Genomic DNA, 21,094 nt, shown 5'->3' with positions numbered 1-21,094 from the left:
TATAACATATATATTTTTTATAATTTGATTTCTACAATATAACTTTAATCACCTTTAAAAATTTTACTATATATGTAATTAGACTTTTCTCTTATTTTATTTGTAACAGATTTATGCCTAATTCTATTGGATATAATTTTTAAAGTCATAAGTTTTGTCAGTGTTAAAGAATCCCAATTACCGCTTTTATTAACTAGCCCTAATATTACGCTTCTTATAACCTTTTTCCAATTTACATTTCTATAACTATATACAAGTAACATAGATAATGACTTTTCTTCTCTTTCCACCTCTATTAAACAACAAGTTCTTCCATCGTTCAACTTTATAATTCCTACTGCATATCTTCTATTTGTTTTTCCATCACTGAGCTTAGCAAACTTTTTGCCTCTTAACCCTTCTGGTAAATCATCTATCATAACATCTACACTTAATATTCCTGGCATATTCTTTAATGATTTTAATATTGCTATAAATTCTTCTAATTCACCCATTACTTCTACTTCTTCTAAGTTTATATATTCTAATCCTTGTGCCCTATCTAGACCTCCTGAATCAGCTGTGGTTCTAATATTTTCATTTTCTACTTCATAAATCTTTGTGTCTTCATCTATTCCTCTTCTAGTAAATGTTTCTCCGTTTTTTATTTTCTTAAGAGTTAACTTACCATTATATTTTTGTATGGTACTATAAGTTTCGAGTTCTTCTCTATGTGTAAACTCTGCACCATCTACTTTAGCATCTATCTCTTTATCTTTGTCTATCTCTATTTTGTGATATACTCTTTCTCTAGGAGCTTTAGTTCTTTTAACTTTTTTCATATACGGAGAGCTATACTCTATATTATCTATATCTAAAAGTTCCCTATCAAATGTTGTAATTTCTCTAATCCTAGTTAAATTAATTTTATCGTTCTTATTAATAATAGCCTCTATTATAAATTTATCTATTAACAAATCAAATTCTATATCATTGTTTAAAACAATATTTTTACTTATTTGATTAAACATTTTTAAGCTTTTCGTACTTCCTATTAACAATACTAATTTACGAACCTGCTTATTATTTAATAATTGTCTGCTATATTCTTTAGTAAAATATATATGTATAGTTTTATCATTTTTTATCTCATATAAAAAATATAGATCTAAAGAATCTATCTCCACCATTCTATTTAGTATAAAATTATTTAATCCAATTATTGCTTTAATTATTTCTATAGCAGGTATTCTATACTCAGTACCATTTAACTTTCCTACAAATATCTTTGTATCTAATATAACTTTTTCTCCATCGTGGAGTATTAATTTCAGTTTATGCCTTTGTAGCTTAAATTTAACATCTGATAAATTTAGCGCAATAGATTTATTTTCTCTTTCTTTGTCATCTTTGCAAACTCCATCTAAGTTACCATCTATATACGATTTACCTATGTGCAATAAATAAATAGTAGCCCAATCTATAACTATTCTTCTCGTTACCCCTTCGCATTGAAAATATGTATCTATCATCCACTTATTATTCTTCTTATACGGTTTATGTATCCATATTAATTTAGCCATTTTCCCTTCTTGAAATGGCCAATCTTTTAAGATTATTTCCTTTTTACTGATAATAATTCCCCCTGGTAATATAAGATTCTAATTCATCTATTATTTCATTAAAGGTATTTGTTCTTATACCAGCTTTTCGCTGTACTTGCCACAACCTAACAACATCTTTTTTCTTCATATGCTCATCTATTATTTTTTTACTTCTTCTTATTTGAAAATCACGAACTGACTCTGTAATATTTAATATATAAGTCTTAGTTTCAGGTAGTTTCCCTAAATTTTTCTCTAAACTACTTAATATTCCTAATTCTCTGCCAATTCTAGATAAAGTAATCCTTATAGGTATATCTTTACCTATTAACTCATTATATTTTTCTTTTACTGATCTTAAAATTTCTTTATCTCTTTTACCCCAATCTACTATTTCCTTATCTTTATTATCTGCTATTGTTTTATTTGGTAAGATTTCATATAACCATTCTTTGTCGTATTTATAGAGATATGAGTACTCTTTCTTGCATAATTGTCTAATTTCAGTTCTGGTTTTAGTAGGATTTTCACTCATTAAACTCAGTATCTTATCCTTATACTCATCTATATTTATTTCATCCTTCAAAACATCAGTATTATCTTTTTTCATATTAACATTCTTAGATTTATCAAAATAGTATATCTCAAATTCTGCATCAAATTTTAATATGGTCTTAGGGTCACATTTCATCATACGACCTAGTTCTCTTAGCCCATACTTTTCTTCTTTTAGATACCTTTTTAATTTATTTTTCCACACATGCCCAAACTCTTTTATTCTTCCAATTCTATATCTATCATCACTACATTTATCTGGCCCTTTTCTAGAATATATAAATCCACAGTCACAGCTAAATGTCCCTACTGGAACTCTAGTTTTATAATCTGCTGTTATGTTCAAATCATTAATCACATTATTCTTATAGTGCTCTGATACTGGATTTAAACAAGGCCACGGTGATTGTCCAAAAGGAGTATATTTATTTTTATTCTTATTAAAAAATTCTTCAATAGCTCCTAATAAATTAATAAATAATATATGTCTAAGGGGATGAACAGCTCTTTTAGTATTTCTCGATAATACCTTTAACCAATTATATTCATTATCTTTATCTATAGAAGATTCTAATTTTTCAAGAACTATTTTCCCATAATGACCTACAAGTCTTTCATGTAATTCTCTTTGCTTTATTCCCTTATTTATAGTAAGTAACTCTTTATGGTCTAACAATTTCTTATATTCTTTATGTGTATTATGTTTATCAAGACTATAGAGCCTATTATTTAGTAAAAACTCTGCTGATTTTCCTACTTGTGTAAATACATCTTCAATATGTTTATCATCTTCAGTTTCTTCACTAAAGTCCATATAATTCTCATCTAATCTTATAAACTCTATTCTACTACTAGTATTTTTATCTATTTTATATTTTTTTAATTTTACCTTATGACAAGGACAAAATTCTATTCCCTGTAGTTGATGCAATCTATGGATATATACTTCACCTTTTTTATCTAAATCACACTTAGAGCACACAGGGCAATAGTATATTCCATCTTTAGCACATATACTTCCTGCGGTTATTCCAATCTTAGTGTATAGTGATTTGCCTCCATCACCTTTCATACCTTCTATAACTTTCTTTTGAGTTTCTTTAGTTATAAAAGGAGCATAATAAGGATATACAGTATGATTATATATAAAGTAATCTGCTGTATACTTTTTACTTAGCTGGCTTGATAAATAATTTAAATTGCTAGGAAGATATAGTGTAGGTACAACACTCGTCTTACCAAATAACTCTTTTAAAGTATCTTTAAAATCTATGTTCCCAGCATAATAATGATATCTTGATATGGTTCCATATAGTAATTCATCTTCATATGGATCTGTGAAAAAAGTGAGCATTTTTATTCCGCCTTCATAAATTCCTTTATAGGGTCTTTAATATAACCTTTCTTTTTTAATATTTCATGTGCATGTACTCCTTTATCCTTTGCTATACTTAGTAACTTTCTTAAGTCATTGCTTTCATAGGCTACATCCACAGATTTATTTTTCCCCATTTTCTTTTTTTCATTAAGGTTTAATGCTCTTTTTATACATTCGGATTTTATTAGATTATAATCATCTTCTATACCAAATTTACTTACCACTTTTTTCACTAACTCATATAATTCTTCATCTTTTACTTCATCGAATATTACCAATTGAGCCATATCTGCCACTAAATCTTCCACTTTATTATTTCTTTTTATCTCATAATATTTTTGCTGATTATCAGCCATTTCTTTTATCTTTCCTAATATATTAATATCTTTTTTATGCTGAAAACTTATATCGTCTAAGTTTATAGCTATATCTTCATATTTCATTATTTCTTTTAAATTGCCATTCTTTAAAGCCTTTATCATAGGTTGTATCATATGTAAATCATCTTTAGAAGCTTCTTTTATAACTTTCTTAGTTATTTTTTCACTATCTGTATTCAAGGCTCTCTCCTGGGCTAATATAAACAAATTTACTGCTATTGCAGTTATTCCTTGACAATGCTCATAAAAATAATCTTTTAATTTATCAGTTAGCTTAGTTTGAGTCTTTAGCCATTGAAAATCCCATAGAGTTTCAATAAAGTAATCCCATTCTTCACTGTCTTTGGCCATTCTATCCCATATTATATTACCTTCACTACCAGCCCTCCTGGCTTGTCTAAAATCTCTTTTAAATATTTTAAGTGCCTTAAAAGTTCCTATGAAAACTGTAGGAATACCAATAGTGTTAGTTAAAGTAACAAAAAAGTTTAACATTTCCTCTGAATCGTTCTTAGCATTTATTAAATGCTGTATTTCATCTATTACTAATACACCTATACCATATAGATTGGCCAATGTGGTCATATGAAGCATCATAGATGATGTTATTCTATTTAAATAACCATATTTTTGTAGCCACCTAGTACCTAATAAATCATCTATTGCTTTAAAAAAACTTTTACATAGTGTAGATAGATTACCATCATAGGGACAATCTATTTTTAGCCATACAATCTGTGTTCTACTAAGCATCTTTCCTTTGTATTCTTCATGCTTGATGATTTGTGGATACATCTGTAATAGCCTTTCTATTGCTGTGGTTTTTCCTATGCCAGATATACCAATAATAGATAATGAATCTGCTGTTGAACGTATATGTTCCATATTACGTTCTAGTGTTTCTAAAGCTTCTTTTTTATTTTCATTATGAATTTCATTTAATATCTTTTGTCTCTTTATATAACTTATATCCATAGGATTTCTAGCTAAATATCCACGTCTAATCATAGTAGATAATTTATTTTCTATAGTTATATGATCAGGTAATGGCTGTATAAAGTTTTTTAGCCTCTTTATCATATGAAATCTTATATTTTTATTTCTTTCTCTATCTTGATCATTAGGTATAGGGTATTTTATAAACCTATCTAATACTTCTTCTTCTGAAAAAATAGGCGGTAAGGCTTCTATAAAAGGATTATTTTCGTACTCTTCAAGTTCTTGCTCTTTATAATGAGCTTCTTCAATTCTCCCCTTCAATAACGGAGCTAGGTTATTATCTTCCAAACTGCTCATCCCTTTTCTTTCTGATTTTATCCATTAATCTACTCTTTCTAGTATCCTTTTCTTCGCCTTCTGTACCTTTTGATTTATTAAATTCTTTTATAATGCCTTCCTTTTTCTCAACACCTATTTTAAAACTCTCTTCTTGCCTATTTATCTCTTTTTCTATAGCCCTGTTAACTCTTATATTCTTAATCTGTTTAGATTTAGATGTGGTTTCTGTAACAGTGGCTTTTTTCTTTGCTAAAGATTCTTTTATAATATCTTCAATTTCCTTGTCCACATCTACTTGAATTTGATTTTGTTCGTTTCTTTCCCATTCAATAAGCTCCATATTTAATTCTTCTTGAAATAAGATTTCTTCTAATATACTGCCCTTATACTGGATACTCTTTTCTAGTAAATGACACACTTCGTATTCAATCCCATTTTCATGCATAACATAGATGTAGTCCATATTTCTAGGATCATATATAACTTCTACTCGTCTTTGTTTAGATTTTATAAACCACTGTTCTTCTATAGCCTTTTGTGAACTATAAAATAGCTTTTTAAACTTAAGTCCTGCCCTTGATATACTGGCAGTTCCCCTAGGTAAAAGATTTAATCTCATAATATCTCTATCTACAATTTTTAATCTTCCTTTTTTATTTTTAATACCCCAGTTCCATAGATTTATTGGAGTAGGAGTTAATTCATCAGATATCATTTCTTTATCCATAGGATATCCACTTACTATTTTTCGATTATGATGCAGCACTAAATTAATTATTATCTGAGTAAATTCTTCTAAGGTTAATGTAGCATCTAATCTATAGTCTCTATCCCCTCTTTGTCTAAATTCCTTTTGGATTGCTCCTGGTGTCTTATGTTTAATTTTCTCATTAGTTGTTCTAAAACTTCTCTCTACTATTCCCTTTGCATCACCTCTATATGGAGGTGTATTTTCTATTCTAATATTTAAATTATTAATTAACTTCTCAACAGAATAACCTTCAAATTCCCCTCTATCAGCTATTATTATTTCTGGCAAATGATTAGATGGCCATTGTTCCTTTGTTATATCTATACCATATTTTTTACAAAACTCTACTTTGTCAACTACCATATTATCTAAAGCCATCATAGCACCCATCCAAGACGGGCCCTCTAGCCCTGTATAGATTCCTGTAACTAATCTAGAATATACATCTATAATCATATATACTATAGGTCTTCCGATTACTCGATTTCTATTTACAGAACTAACCAAATACACATCTGCTATAGTTGCATCTATTTGATATCTAGTCCCTGGTCCATCTGTTTCCATTTTACTATTACCTGTTATAGGCCTATAGTTAGAGTCAAAGTTTTTGCTACTTTCTCTAAATGTTATATCTTTTTTTATATCTTCATACTTGTTATACCAATAATAAAATTGTCTATATGTAGGTATTCTTTCTTTGCTCCACACTCTGTGCTTAACTTCTCCATTTTCTGTATATCTGTCTGAAAAGAATTCCTTAAGCATAGAATTATATGCAGCTTTCAATGTGGGCTTTTCTTTTTTTCTATAAAATTTATTAATTGAAAAATTTATGATTTTCTTTACATCATCTGTTATGTTTATTCCTTCTTGTACATCTCCCATAAAATCAGCTTTTTTAGGGCGGCCAACCTTCCTATCTTGAAGATTTCTTTCTTTTCCTCTTGCTCCTGAATTTTTATAATCTGAAAGTAGAGCATTTTTATTCATTCCTCTTTGCCAAAATCTAGTTAATAACCTTTTTAATTTTAATTCTTTTACTCCAATTTCAATAGCTATATTTTTTATAATATAATTTCTCTTATTTTTATATAATAATTCTTCCATATGGATAGGCCATAAATAGCTTATATATTCCCATTCTTCATCTCTTTTTTTTCTTTGCTTTTCTGGAATAGTATTTTCTTCAACATTTGTTATATATGGGTCAATTATTTTTATAAGTACTTCATTATAAATTTCTGCTTCTACTTTTTCTTTATCTATACACTTAGGCATAGAAGTATCTTTGTTTAAATCTACTATAAAAACTTTGCTTTCACTTTCATGTATTACTCTAATTCGATCTCCACTATCTCTATATTGTAATACTGTATTGGTTAGCATCATATTACTTTCAACTCCCCATCAATTTCTTTCTGTGAAATACTTACTTTTATATTTTTATTTACGTCAATAGGCTTAAATATATCTATATCAATAATTTTATTAATTATTAAATACCTGAATATTGATAATCCAGTACCTTGTATTAACATAAAATCTCTATCAAAATTATTAGAAATATTTCGTATTGTATCTTCTTCATCTAGCAACTTACTAGTAAATCCTAATATTAAATCTTCTACTATATTAGAATCTATATCTTTTAGGGCATCTAATTCTCTAAGTGAGTGGTAATTATGTACATAACTTATATTTTTAGCAACAGTTTTATTTATCTCTTGTTCACTTACTATGGCCCAATCTATACCACGTTTTTCCCAATATCGTCTCTCTATTTCAAATTTTTCTATAATCCTACTATCCATTAAATCATCATAGGATTTTATTGTTCTAGCAAAATCTACAGTATTATTATTCCTTTTAGAAGTGACCAGAAAATCTGTTGTCATTACAATAAGCTCTTTTGTTTTTGGATCCTTGGGATGTTCAATTCCTAATTCTTTAGCTATAAGTATAGTTTCATCTATAGGTAATAATGGAAATTGCTCTCTTATATCCATAACTATATCTGAAAATTCCAAAATATAAAAATAGTCTCTTTCCATATCTGATAAAAATTCATGCTGTCTTTTGGTCTTAATTCCTTTTAATCTAGTACTTCTACCTTTTGATGATACATCTTGTATTTTAATCCAGGGTAGATATTCACTTCCAGTACCACTGCCTCTGCCTTCTTTAATTAATTTAATTCTTCTGTTTTCAGTGAAATTTCTTTTCCTTTTAGACATAATAAAAAATCACCTCTCCTAGGTATATTCTATCCTATGAGAAGTGATTTTATCAATCTTTATTGTAAAATATCAAACTTTATTGTAAAGTATCAATCTTTGTTGTAAATTATCAATCTTTTTTGTAACCTTACAAATCACCCATCTTTTTTTCCATACCTATTCCACTGTTACACTTTTTGCCAAATTCTTCGGCTTATCAACGTCACAACCTCTAGCTACTGCAATGTAATAAGATAATAACTGAAGTGGTACAACAGATAATATAGGAGTTAGTTCATCCATAGTATCTGGAATGTATATAACCTTATCTGCAGTCTTTTCAATCTCCTTATTACCTTCCTTGGCTACCCCTATAACGTAAGCTCCCCTAGCACGAACTTCTTGGATGTTAGATAACATCTTGTCATATAATCTATCTTGAGTAGCTAATGCTACAACTAATCTACCTTCTTCTATTAGGGCAATAGTACCATGCTTAAGTTCTCCTGCTGCAATTGCTTCAGAGTGAATGTATGAGATTTCCTTAAGCTTTAATGATCCTTCCCTTGCCACATGAACATCTAGTCCCCTACCAATGTAGAAGGCATTTTCCTTGTTAAACTGACCATCAGCTAACCTTTGTAATTCTTCATCATTTTTAACTATATTCTCAATTTTCACTGGCATAGTCTTTAACTCATTTACTATTTCCGTATATTTCTCTTTACTGATGCTTCCCTTAGTATCTGCCATATATAGGGCAATTAAATACATGGAAACTAGCTGAGTTGTATATGCCTTAGTTGATGCAACGGCAATCTCAGGTCCTGCCCAAGTGTAGAATACATCATCCGATTCTCTAGCCACGGATGATCCAACCACGTTTACTACAGACATGATTCTAGCACCTTTTCTCTTCGCTTCACGAAGGGCTGCTAGTGTATCTAATGTTTCTCCCGATTGACTTACTGCAATAAATAATGTGTTTTCATCAATAAATGGATCTGAATATCTAAACTCTGATGCTACTGCCACATCTACTGGTATTTTTGCAAACTTTTCAATGGCATATTTTCCAACTAGTCCTGCATGATAAGCCGTACCACACGCCACTATATAAACCTTATTTATTTTATCTAAGTCTTCCTTAGTTAATTTAATTCCATCTAACTCGATCTTTTCTTCCTTGTTTAATCTTCTGTGTAATGTGTCATGAACTCCCTTTGGTTGTTCGTTTATTTCTTTAATCATGAAGTGCTCATATCCTTCTTTTTCTGCTGATTGAGCATCCCAAGTTACTTCAAACACATCTCTCTTTACCTCTTGACGAAGTTCATTGTATATAGTTACTTTATCCTTCTCTAAAAGAACTGTTTCACCATTTTCTATTAGATACATATCCTTAGTATATTTTAAAAGGGCTGGAATATCTGATGCTATATAGTTTGCATCTTCTCCAAGTCCCACTATAAGTGGAGAGTCCTTTCTTACTGCAACGATTTTGTCTGGTTCATCCTTACAGATTACTCCAAGGGCGTATGCACCTTCCATCTTTCCAACGGCAGTAAATACTGCATCTAATAAATCCCCTTCATAGTAATGGTCAATTAAGTGAGCTATTACTTCCGTGTCCGTTTCAGATTTGAATATGTCACCCTTCATTTCGATTAACCATTCTTTTAATTGCATATAGTTTTCTAAAATTCCGTTGTGAATTAAAGCTATACTTCCTGATACATTTGTATGAGGATGGGAGTTTCTATCAGATGGCTCTCCGTGTGTTGCCCATCTTGTATGACCAATTCCTAAGCTTCCCTTTATATCTTCCTTGGCTAAATGTTCTTCTAGGTTAGCCATTCTCCCCTTATATTTTCTTACCTTTATTTCACCTTCATCAAAGATAGCAACTCCCGCCGAGTCATATCCTCTATATTCTAACTTTTTAAGTCCATCTACTAATACATTCTCTGCCCTGTTATTTCCTATATATCCAACGATTCCACACATTATTAAATTCCTCACTTTCACATTTAGTTTAGCCGTTTTTGACAATAAAATATTGTGAGTAGTTTTTTAAGGATTTTTTTAACTACCCTATTTATAGCACCATATTTATTTTTTAATCACCTGATTTTCTTTGTTCTTTTAATCACTTAAAAGGTTTGTAAAATCTTTAACGGTAGTGATGTACCGCAGGGCATCCGCCGAATTCTTCGATAAACCCTGACCTCGTCAACTTAAATATTTTTTTCCGCTCATATTTAAGTTCTGGCGCTTTTTTCATTTTACAAGATTTATTTAGGGAATCTTGCAACCCCAATTAGGAGTTCACTACATTTTATGCATTTGCCTTTTCATATGTACCACTAGATTAAATTAACATAGGTTATAGATTTCGTAACACTAAACTCTCTTTATACAGTAACTTGCCTACAAGGGTAAATATATTGAAAATTTTTGGAATTGTGGAACGTCACAACATCCTATGCTACTCCAACATGACTCATGAACCTATCTACGAAGATTCACACTTTCGCTTGTGACAAGGACTTCAATGGAAAAAATTTTCAATATATTTTCCTGAAGTAGGCTCACATAAAGCAAGTTTATGAATACGAAATCTATAAAGGTGCAATCATGCACCTCTTACCTATATTTTATAGTTTAGTTTAATCTCTCTTCAATTAGTTCTGCTAATTTTTCACTTAATACTTTTAATTCTTCTATATCTTTTCCTTCAAGCATTACTCTAACCAGTGGTTCCGTTCCAGATGGTCGGATAAGGACTCTTCCTTCGCCATGCATTATCTCTTCTAGTCTCTTTATTTCTCCTGCAATCTTTTCATCTTCCATGTACTTGTGTTTCTTTGCATTACTCACCTTAGCATTTACTAATACTTGTGGGTAGGTAGTCATTTCACCTGCAAGCTTAGATAGCTTTTGATTTTTATCCTTCATTACACTCAGTAGCTGTAATCCAGATAAAAGTCCATCACCAGTAGTATTATGATCTAAGAAGATTATATGACCTGATTGTTCTCCACCTAGGACATATCCTCCCTTTTTCATTTCCTCTAGTACATATCTATCTCCCACTTTAGCAGCTATGGCCTTACATCCTGCTTTTTTAAGAGCCTTGTGGAAACCTATATTACTCATTACAGTAGCAACTATAGTGTCATGGGGTAGCTTTTTCTTAGATTTTAAGTGTTTTCCACAAATCATAAGGATTTTATCTCCATCTACCAATTGACCCTTTTCATCTACTCCTATGATCCTATCAGCATCTCCATCAAAGGCAAGACCAATATCTGCACCCCACTCAAGGACTAACTTCTGTAAATCCTCTGGGTGAGTAGAACCACAAGCTACATTAATATTTAATCCATCAGGTTTATGATGTATCATTTTAATTTCTGCTCCTAAGGCAGATAACACGGATGGTGCGGCTACGTATGATGCGCCATTAGCACAATCAACTGCAATCTTTAATCCTCTTAAATCCGTATCTAATGTACCCTTTAAGAAACTTGCATATTTCTTTATAGCATCATCAATTTCTATTTTTCTTCCTAAATTCTCTCCAGTAGGGTTTGCTTCTATATCTTGCCCATTTAGTATAAGTTTTTCTATTTCCTCTTCTACTTCATCAGGCAGTTTAAACCCTTCCTCATTAAAAAATTTGATTCCATTATACTCAACAGGATTATGCGATGCAGATATTACGATTCCGCAATCTGCTTCAAAATATCTAGTTAAGTACGCCACTGCTGGTGTTGGCACAATTCCAACACATAGTGCATCTGAACCTGTTGACAAAATACCTGCAACTAAAGCTGATTCTAACATATCACCTGAAATTCTAGTATCTCTTCCTATTACTATTTTTGCCTTTTTCTTTCCCTTAGTAAGTAGAAAACTACCTATTCTTCCTAGCTTATACGCCATCTCTGCCGTTAGTTCTGTATTTGCAATACCTCTAACACCATCAGTCCCAAACAACTTTCCCATCATTATACTCCTCTCCAAAAATGCATAACTTAGAGAAATACTCCTAATCTATTTTATTCTATCACATATTTAGAATTCATTCAATTTATTCCAATTTTATACATAAAAAATGCAGGAATTTCTTCCTGCATTTTACCTATGCCATATTCTTTTTATATACTTCACGTCCACGCTTTAAAGCTTCTTTGTTAAGGTCTATTAAATGTTCCTTACCCTTTCCAAATACCTTCTTAAATGCCTCTATTATAGAATCCTCATTAACTATATTAGAATATTCTAAGAAAGCTCCTAACATTACCATGTTAGCTGCCTTTGCATTTCCAATTTCTAGGGCTATTTCATTAGCTGGAATGTATATGCCAACCACGTCATCCCTTCCAACTTTTCTATCTATTAAGGAGCTATTTACTAACATGGCTCCATTTTCTTCAATCATATCTTCAAACTTAGTCATGGAAGGTAGATTCATAACTATGGCAACAGTAGCCCTTGTTATGATTGGAGATCCTATTGGCTTATCAGAAATGGTAACGTGGCAATTTGCAGTTCCACCTCTCATTTCTGGTCCATAGGATGGAAGCCATGAAACTTGTTTACCTTCTATCATTGATGAATAAGATAGAAGTTGGCCCATAGACATTACCCCTTGACCACCAAATCCTGCACATACGATAGAATGTTTCATTTACTCCACCTCCTTAGGCATACGTAAGTTTCCAAGTGGGAAATATGGTATCATATTAGTTTCTAACCACTTTAATGAATCTGTAGGAAGTATTCCCCAGTTTGTTGGACATGTGGATAATACTTCCACAATACCAAATCCAAGTCCCTTTAATTGAATTTCAAAGGCCCTTTTGATAGCCTTTTTAGTCTTTCTAATATTGGCAGGATTATGTACAGAAACCCTCTCAACAAATACTGCACCATCAATAGTTGCAAGCATTTCAGCAACTTTAAGGGGCATTCCTGAATTGGCTGCGTCTCTACCATATGGAGCCGTTGTAGCCTTTTGTCCTATTAAAGTAGTTGGTGCCATTTGTCCACCAGTCATACCATAGATGGCATTATTTACAAATATAGTTGTAAACTTTTCTCCCCTATGGGCTGCATGAACTATTTCTGCAGCTCCTATGGAAGCTAAGTCACCATCACCTTGATAAGTAAATACTACCTTATCTGGTAATGTTCTTTTTATTCCAGTAGCCACTGCTGGTGCTCTACCATGGGCAGCTTCGTGCATATCACAATTAAAATAGTCATAAGCTAGGACTGAACATCCAACAGGAGCCACACCTATAGTTTCTCCTAATACGCCTAATTCTTCTAAACATTCACCTACTAATCTATGAATAATCCCGTGGGTACAACCTGGACAGTAGTGTGTAGGTATGTCCACAAGTCCATTAGTTCTCTCAAAAACTACAGCCATCTTATCTACCTCCTAAGATTTCTTTTACTTTTGATTTAATATCTCCTGGTTCTGGAATCATTCCACCAGTTCTTCCATAAAAATGAACAGGCCATCTTCCATTAGATGCTATTTTAACGTCATCAACCATTTGTCCTAAACTCATTTCTACAGATAATATTGCCTTTGTACTTTCAGGAATTTCATCAAAAGCCTTAGTTGGGAATGGCCATAGAGTTATAGGTCTTATTAGTCCCACATTAATTCCTTCTTCTTTTAATTCTTCTATAACATTCTTTACGATTCTTGAAGTAGTACCATATGCCACTATTACTAACTCTGCATTTTCAATGTTAGTGTTCTCATACATTACTTCATTTTTTTCCATTTCATTGTATTTCTTTTGAAGTTTAAAGTTATGCTCTTCAAGTTTTGCAGGATCAAGGGCTAAGGAATTGATTATATTTGGTTTTCTTTGTCCCTTAGTACCAGTAGTTGCCCAAGTCTTTGTCTCTAAATCTCTTTTCTTAGGTTCTCTAAATTCAACAGGTTCCATCATTTGTCCAATCATACCATCGCCCACAATCATAACTGGGTTTCTGTAATAATCTGCCACTTCAAAGGAATCCATAACTAAATCTACCATTTCTTGCAGTGTTGCTGGTGCATAAACTAAAAGTCTATAATCTCCATTTCCACCACCACGAGTAGATTGGAAATAGTCTGCTTGAGATGGTTGAATACCACCAAGACCAGGTCCTCCCCTTGAGATGTTAACTATAACACAGGGTAATTCTGCTCCTGCTATATAACTAATACCCTCTTGTTTAAGTGCAATCCCTGGTGATGATGAAGAGGTCATTACCCTTCCTCCTGCACCAGCAGATCCATATACCATGTTTATTGCTGCTACTTCACTTTCTGCTTGTAAAAAAACTCCATCACGCTTTGGCATTTCCTTAGCCATATATTCTGGAAGCTCATTTTGAGGTGTTATTGGATATCCAAAGAAATATTTACATCCACCTCTAATTGCAGCTTCTCCTATAGCTTCGTTCCCTTTCATCAATACTTTTGACATAAGCTCGCCCCCTATTCTCTCTCTACAGTAATTACTAAATCAGGACATATAGTTGCACAATTCCCACATCCGATACATTTATCCATTTCCCTTACAGTTGCTGGATTGTACCCCCTTTGATTGATTCTTTCCTTATCCATCTTTACAATGTTTACTGGACATACGGTGGTGCAAAGCTCACACCCTTTACATCTTTCTTCTCTGAAATGAACTCTTCCTTTAGCCAATAGTGGGTCCTCCTCTCAAAACATGAAAGCATGGCAATATTAAAGCATCCAAGCTTCACGCATATACATATTTATTGGTAAAATATCTCCATCTACATCTTTGGGTAACTTTTCTACTATGGATTTTATTGCACTAGTATAAAGTATTGGTATACCTAACTCATTAGATACTTCCCTACTTAATACTTGGCCACTCATTACTGTATCCACATCTGTTTCCTTTAGTAGATGGGTATTATTAACAAGACCTGTTACTTTAAGACCTGATACTGCCTCTATTTTACTAATATTTTCTATTACCTCTTCCTTAGTATTAGAGAATACTCTATTTTTATTAATCACATAAAGCATTTCATATCCCTTTTCTTTAAGATGATTTACATATCTCTTAAGTGCCCTAGCACCACTATGATCTCCTCCCACGTCTAATATGCCGTAGTAAGACTTATCTATTATGGGCTTTAATACGGATGCTGAAATACTTGGCAAATCAATTCCCATGGACTTTTGGTGTCCTATACTACTAGATATTACTTCTATTCCCATCTCTTTTAGGATATTAGCCTTTTCTCTACTTCTAAAATATGGGTTTATAATATCCAAGTCAGCTATGACAACTTTTTTACCTTCATTATGAAGCTTTATGGCAAGGTTAACTGAAAACTCAGTTTTACCACTTCCAAAATACCCCGTTATAATTTTTATTCTATGATCCTTCATATTATCACCTATGCATACACTTTGGCTTCTTCTTCACCCTTTAATACCCTAAGACCACCTTCTGCCAATGCTCTTAGTTCTTCTTCTCCTGGATATACAAATATTTTTCCCAAGAATTCTGCTCTTTCTTTAATCCAGTCTACAAACTCACTATCATAGGCTATACCACCCGTTAAAATAATTCCATCAACTCTACCCCCAAGTGCAACGCACATGGAACCTATTTCTTTAGCAACTTGATAAGCCATAGCCTTATATATTACTCCTGCCTGAACATTTCCAGCAGCAACCATTTTCTTTACATCTCTTCCATCATTAGTGTTTAGGTATGCAACTAATCCACCCTTTCCACTAACCTTTTTATTAAATTCTTCTACAGTATATTCTCCAGAAAAGGCCATTTTCATAATCTTACGAACTGGTACAGTTCCACATCTTTCAGGTGAAAATGGACCTTCTCCATCTAGTGCATTATTAACATCTATTACCTTTCCTAGTTCATGGGCTCCTACAGATATGCCTCCACCTAGGTGAGCAACTACAAAATTAAGTTCATCATATTTCTTTCCTAACTCATTAGCTGCCTTTCTTGCCACAGCCTTTTGATTTAATGCGTGGAATATGCTCATTCTGTCATATTCAGGCATTCCTGATACACGAGCCAAGTCTATCATCTCATCAACTACAACAGGATCTACTATATAAGCCCTTATATTTAAGTCCTTTGCAATTTCCTTTGCAATTATACCTCCAAGATTTGAAGCATGCTGTCCAAGAACTCCAACCTTTAAATCCTCTATCATAGGATCATTTACTTCATAGGTTCCTCCTTCTATGGGCTTTAGAAGACCTCCCCTACCTACACAGGCATTTAAACTATCAAGTTTAATATCGTTTTCCTTAAGTACACTTAAAATAACATCTTTTCTAAAATTGTATTGATCATAAATCCTTTTAAACTGTCCTATTTCTTCACTAGAATGTCTTAGCGTTTCTTCAAAGACTAATTCTTCTCCGTCAAACACACCTATTTTTGTAGATGTGGACCCTGGGTTTATGGTAAGTATTCTGTATTTCATTTCCCTATATGCTCCCTTCCTCTTTCTTAATTGCCATAAGTACTGATAAAGCTATGGAATTTAATTTTGCTTCATCATTATCTGCCCTAGATGTCAATACTATAGGAGCACTCGCACCTACTATTACTCCAGCATTTTTATCCTTAGCTAAAAATACCATAGTCTTATAAAATACATTTCCAGCCTCAATATTAGACATTAAAAGAATATCTGCAACTCCAGCAAGAGGGTGCTCTATACCCTTATGGATGGCTGCCTCTTTTGATATGGCATTATCAAGTCCAAAGGGACCTCCCACTACACAGTCCTTTATTTGGCCTTCCCTATTGAGTCTTTCTAGTTCCTTAGCATGTAATGTGGCTTCCATCTTTGGTGATACCTTTTCCTTTGCACATATGACACATACATTAGGTGTATCTACCTCAAGGGCCTTTGCCACCTTAATACTATTTTTGATTATTTCTTTCTTTTTTTCTAAATCTGGTGCAATATTCATAGCTGCATCTGTCATTAAAAGTAACTTATCATAGTTATGTGGCTCAAATACGGCCACATGGCTAAGTAACTTACCTTCCCTTAATCCATAGTCAGCATTTAGAGCTTCCTTTAGGATTACAGCCGTATCTACTAATCCCTTCATGAGAATATGGGCTTTACCACTTGAGACTAGTTTTACAGCTTCAGACGATGCATCTTGCATATTTTCTTTATGTATAATTTCATAATCTGTCAAATTAATGTTTGTATCCTTAGCAACTTCTTCGATCTTTTCTTTGTCTCCTACTAATATGCCTCTTGCTATTCCCAACTCCCTAGCTCTGTCTACAGCTAATAATACGTCCCTATCCTCAGCTGAAGCCACGGCTATAGTCATTGGTCCCTTTCCCTGGGCATAAGAGATTATTTCTTGGATCTTTTCCATGTTTAATTACCACCACCTATATATATTTTAATATATATTTTCACAATTTTCTATATTTACTGTTAATTGTCAGAATGTTCAGTAGTTTTAACCCCCATATGATAAGTGAATTTTTTGGCTATTTTTCAATAGATTGAGCCTTTACATGGGCAAGTATTATTTCACAATTTTTAAGAAAGTAACACATTCTGTTCTCATCATAAATTTATCAACACTAAGCTTTCCTTATACAGTAACTTGCCTATAAGGGAAACGATTGAAAATCTTTGGAACCCTGGAACGTCACAACATCCTATGGTACTCCAACATGACACATGAACCTATATACGAAGATTCACACTTTCGCTTGTGACAAGGACTTGGGTGGAAAAGATTTTCAATATTTTCCTGAAGTAGGCCCACATAAAGCAAGTTCCCACATAATAAATCTATAATATTATACCCATAAAATAAAACTTAATTCAGATTGGCCTTTTAGCCATATGAAAAAGGTGGAGCTTATTTTAAACTTCACCTTTTCATATTCCCTAATTTTATTCACTTTTAATCAATTCAATAGGTACAACCTCTGGTTCTATTTTTATTTCTTCTATTTCCTTATTAAACCTATATTGAACTTCCATATCATAAAGGCCCTCATCTAAATCCTTAGCATCAAAATATAGTTCTATATCAGATTCTGTTACCCTTTGGCTTGGTACACTTTTAACTATTACTTCTATCCAATTAGGAACCACATCCTTATATAAACTCAATCCATCTTTTAAATTAATAAGCTCCAGGTCATTCTTTGAATAGACAAACTTTTTATCTATGATCTTTTCTATTACCAATTCTATATCCACATATTCTTCAATTGTCTCAATACCATTAGGCACTAGGATTTTCATTTTCTTAGTTGTGTTTTTATTCAGGTCATTTAAGTTTATGGGTTCTATCTTTACATAGTTTATATTTTCTAATAGGGCAACTTCACCCTTTATAGTTATATTTTTATATGCTAGTTTCGTCCCTGTAAGTTTATATCCTTCACTGACCCTAGTATTACTTTTATAAGAGGGTAATAGAGGTACTTCCTTAACCCTTAGTATGGGCATAATAACACTTACATATTCCTTACTCAGGGTTACTCCTTCTACAACGTTCCCTTCTTTATCTATAGGTTTTAATAAGGCCTTAGCTTCAATAGTATTTTTTAGATTAGCCACATTTACCTCTGCCACTATTGTGTCTACTGTGTTTACTATGGTCTCTGGTCCCTCTACCATAACCTTATTTTCAGATAGAATGCCTTCTTCCGCACTATAACCTTCTACAGGAGTACCTACCTTGTTTGGGATAACTCTTTTTTCTTTCTTTACTATTTCATCTATTGTAATCCTGATTTCTGGTGGACTTATTCTACTTAATGATATATTATTAGGCATATTTATATTGATAGGAATACTATTTATTCCCTTTCCCACACCTATTAAGCTAGCATTTGCTACAATATCACTAGAGCTTACTGTGTATAAATCATTACGTCTACCTTCTACTTTCACGTTTACAAAAAATTTTTCTTCCCCCATTAGGAGAAGTCCCTTCTTACTTAAACTTTCCACATTTAAAAGGGTAACAGGTATTCCCTTTAATTCTATAGTAGTTTGAGGATTTACCTCTCCCATTACATATAACCACATTACAAAGGCAAAGAGAATTGATACCAGTTTTAGATTGGTATTATTTCCAAATAATCCTAATCTTTTTATTTTCATCTTCGATGTTTTATTTTTTATCTTTGTCATTCTTTCGCCTCCATATCATCCTTAATAAAGGCTGCCTCTCCTCTTGTTCATATGCATTTTTTATTATTTTTCTTAATAATCTTTCATCTACAAATCTAGTTAATTTACCTTCCCTAGAAACGGATATGGCTCCCGTTTCCTCTGATACCATAATGGTTAGAGCATCTGATTTTTCTGTTACTCCAATTCCAGCCCTATGTCTCGTTCCTAATTTTTTACTTATATTAGGATTAGATGTTAAAGGCAAAACACATCCTGCTGCCATAATCTTTCCATTTCTAATGATAACAGCCCCATCATGAAGGGGGGTATTAGGTATAAAAATATTAATTAATAATTCCGTAGAAATTTCCCCATTTATGATAGTTCCCGTTTCGATTACATCAGAGAGTCCCGTTTCACCTTCCATTACTATTAATGCACCTATTTTATCTTTACCCAAATTAAATACAGCATCCACTATACTATCAGAATATTTTTCTATTTGTTCCGTATCTAACTCCATTATAGAGTTTAAGAATAATTTGCTTCTACCAATGTGCTCAAGGGCACGTCTAAGTTCAGGTTGAAATACTATAAGTAGGGCAATCACTCCCACGGTCATAGTATTTTTTAGTATCCAGTTAGTTACATAAAATCCCATCCAGTCACTTAATTTGGTGGCAATTAATAATACTAATATTCCCTTTATTAATTGTTCTGCACTAGTATTTCTTATAAGCATTAATAACTTATAAAAAACAAAGGCCACAATAGCCATATCCATAATGTCTCTTATTCCTATGTTTAAAAATATCTCTAAAATCCCTTCCAAAATTACCACCTCTTTTCACTCTTCACAATTTTTTTACTATATTAATATTCTAATATTAATAGGATAACCCTTCAAGTATTATTATTAATATCTGCCAAATAAAAAAAGGAAAACTTTACTAAGCTTTTCCTTTTTCCCTTTTATTCTCCATTATTCTTCTTTTAAATTTCCCAGGAAATGTGTTTTTATGTTTTACATATTCATAATCCATATGGATATATTAAGTATAGTAGCAAAGACTACCCATATTAGATAGGGAATCATTAAACTTGCAGCTTTTTTATCAATTTTACTAAATTCCTTAATAGTAATTATTATTAAACCTAACAATATTATAATAGCTATAACTGACAACCCTATATTTTCCATTCCAAAGAATATAATACTCCAAGTGAAGTTTACAAATAATTGAAGGCCGTAATAAAATAATGCTTTTTTATTTCCATTGTCATATTTATTACTCATCCATATTCTATAAGAGGCTATTCCCATTAATAAATACAAAATAGGCCATACTACCCCAAATACCCATGGTGGTGGAGCAAAGGCTGGCTTTTTTAATTCAGCATAAAAACTCCCCATTGACCCTCTAGTAAAGTAACTACTTAAAAGGCCTGTCATTTGAGCTATAAATATACTTACAAATGCAGCAAAGTAATTTGTTCTTCCCTTCACCTTAAAAATAATAATCCCTCCATTTTTAATAAATTTTCCTGAAATAGGCACACATAGAGCTGGTTTATAAATACGAAATCTATATATAGATTTCTTGGTAAAAACCTTGTTTTATGTTAGGAAATTTCTAACATTTGTTAACGAATAAACTTTATCTGGATATTCACTATATTCGGTATATATATTATATATGTCATACACAAGTTCATCTAAGGAACTTCTA

At 32.1% G+C, this 21,094-nt stretch carries 17 protein-coding genes; all 17 read right to left on the bottom strand.

Features of this window, described 5'->3' with window-relative positions:
• Nucleotides 1-44: 44 nt before the first annotated feature.
• Nucleotides 45-1,562, bottom strand: a complete 1,518-nt coding sequence (locus N4A57_RS10190) for a Tn7-like element transposition protein TnsE (protein ID WP_293657887.1) — start codon at nucleotides 1,560-1,562, stop codon at nucleotides 45-47.
• A gap of 43 nt (nucleotides 1,563-1,605) precedes the next feature.
• Nucleotides 1,606-3,492 (bottom strand): TnsD family transposase, encoded by a 1,887-nt coding sequence (locus N4A57_RS10185; protein WP_293657886.1) that lies wholly within the window; start codon nucleotides 3,490-3,492, stop codon nucleotides 1,606-1,608.
• Between the two features lie 2 nt (nucleotides 3,493-3,494).
• Nucleotides 3,495-5,192 carry an ATP-binding protein gene (locus tag N4A57_RS10180; RefSeq protein WP_293657885.1) on the bottom strand — a complete coding sequence of 566 codons (1,698 nt, stop codon included), beginning with the start codon at nucleotides 5,190-5,192 and terminating at the stop codon, nucleotides 3,495-3,497.
• Nucleotides 5,173-7,317 carry a transposase gene (locus tag N4A57_RS10175; RefSeq protein ID WP_293657884.1) on the bottom strand — a complete coding sequence of 715 codons (2,145 nt, stop codon included), beginning with the start codon at nucleotides 7,315-7,317 and terminating at the stop codon, nucleotides 5,173-5,175. The genes N4A57_RS10180 and N4A57_RS10175 overlap by 20 nt, the downstream gene beginning before the upstream one ends.
• Nucleotides 7,314-8,162 carry a TnsA endonuclease N-terminal domain-containing protein gene (locus N4A57_RS10170; protein ID WP_293657883.1) on the bottom strand — a complete coding sequence of 283 codons (849 nt, stop codon included), beginning with the start codon at nucleotides 8,160-8,162 and terminating at the stop codon, nucleotides 7,314-7,316. The genes N4A57_RS10175 and N4A57_RS10170 overlap by 4 nt, the downstream gene beginning before the upstream one ends.
• Nucleotides 8,163-8,321: 159 nt before the next feature.
• The gene (gene glmS / locus N4A57_RS10165; RefSeq protein WP_293657882.1) at nucleotides 8,322-10,151 is read right to left on the bottom strand and encodes a glutamine--fructose-6-phosphate transaminase (isomerizing); all 1,830 of its coding nucleotides are present in this window, start codon (nucleotides 10,149-10,151) and stop codon (nucleotides 8,322-8,324) included.
• Nucleotides 10,152-10,808: 657 nt separating this feature from the next.
• Nucleotides 10,809-12,155: a phosphoglucosamine mutase gene (gene glmM / locus N4A57_RS10160; protein ID WP_293657881.1), complete on the bottom strand. Its 1,347-nt coding sequence runs from the start codon at nucleotides 12,153-12,155 to the stop codon at nucleotides 10,809-10,811.
• Nucleotides 12,156-12,291: 136 nt separating this feature from the next.
• A complete protein-coding gene (locus N4A57_RS10155; protein ID WP_293657880.1) occupies nucleotides 12,292-12,840 on the bottom strand; it encodes a 2-oxoacid:acceptor oxidoreductase family protein in 549 nt (182 codons plus the stop codon).
• Entirely contained in the window at nucleotides 12,841-13,587 is a 747-nt protein-coding gene (locus tag N4A57_RS10150; RefSeq protein WP_293657879.1) for a thiamine pyrophosphate-dependent enzyme, read from the bottom strand.
• A gap of 1 nt (nucleotide 13,588) precedes the next feature.
• Entirely contained in the window at nucleotides 13,589-14,647 is a 1,059-nt protein-coding gene (locus tag N4A57_RS10145; protein ID WP_293657878.1) for a 3-methyl-2-oxobutanoate dehydrogenase subunit VorB, read from the bottom strand.
• Between the two features lie 11 nt (nucleotides 14,648-14,658).
• Entirely contained in the window at nucleotides 14,659-14,874 is a 216-nt protein-coding gene (locus N4A57_RS10140) for a 4Fe-4S binding protein (RefSeq protein ID WP_293657877.1), read from the bottom strand.
• Between the two features lie 39 nt (nucleotides 14,875-14,913).
• The gene (locus tag N4A57_RS10135) at nucleotides 14,914-15,594 is read right to left on the bottom strand and encodes a nucleotide-binding protein (protein WP_293657876.1); all 681 of its coding nucleotides are present in this window, start codon (nucleotides 15,592-15,594) and stop codon (nucleotides 14,914-14,916) included.
• A gap of 8 nt (nucleotides 15,595-15,602) precedes the next feature.
• Complete coding sequence (gene buk, locus N4A57_RS10130) at nucleotides 15,603-16,673, bottom strand: butyrate kinase (protein ID WP_293657875.1); 1,071 nt, start codon at nucleotides 16,671-16,673, stop codon at nucleotides 15,603-15,605.
• Nucleotides 16,674-16,677: 4 nt separating this feature from the next.
• Entirely contained in the window at nucleotides 16,678-17,595 is a 918-nt protein-coding gene (locus N4A57_RS10125) for a phosphate butyryltransferase (protein WP_293657874.1), read from the bottom strand.
• Between the two features lie 533 nt (nucleotides 17,596-18,128).
• Nucleotides 18,129-19,382, bottom strand: a complete 1,254-nt coding sequence (locus N4A57_RS10120; RefSeq protein ID WP_293657873.1) for a CdaR family protein — start codon at nucleotides 19,380-19,382, stop codon at nucleotides 18,129-18,131.
• Nucleotides 19,363-20,196: a diadenylate cyclase CdaA gene (gene cdaA / locus N4A57_RS10115; protein WP_293657872.1), complete on the bottom strand. Its 834-nt coding sequence runs from the start codon at nucleotides 20,194-20,196 to the stop codon at nucleotides 19,363-19,365. Before cdaA ends, N4A57_RS10120 begins: the two co-directional genes overlap by 20 nt.
• Nucleotides 20,197-20,388: 192 nt before the next feature.
• Nucleotides 20,389-20,871: a TspO/MBR family protein gene (locus tag N4A57_RS10110; RefSeq protein ID WP_293657871.1), complete on the bottom strand. Its 483-nt coding sequence runs from the start codon at nucleotides 20,869-20,871 to the stop codon at nucleotides 20,389-20,391.
• Nucleotides 20,872-21,094 lie beyond the last annotated feature (223 nt).

Source organism: Anaeromicrobium sp., from assembly GCF_025210435.1.
Lineage (GTDB): Bacteria > Bacillota > Clostridia > Peptostreptococcales > Thermotaleaceae > Anaeromicrobium.
The sequence above is the reverse complement of the archived record's forward strand: the minus strand, read 5'-3'. Positions and strand labels throughout refer to the sequence as shown.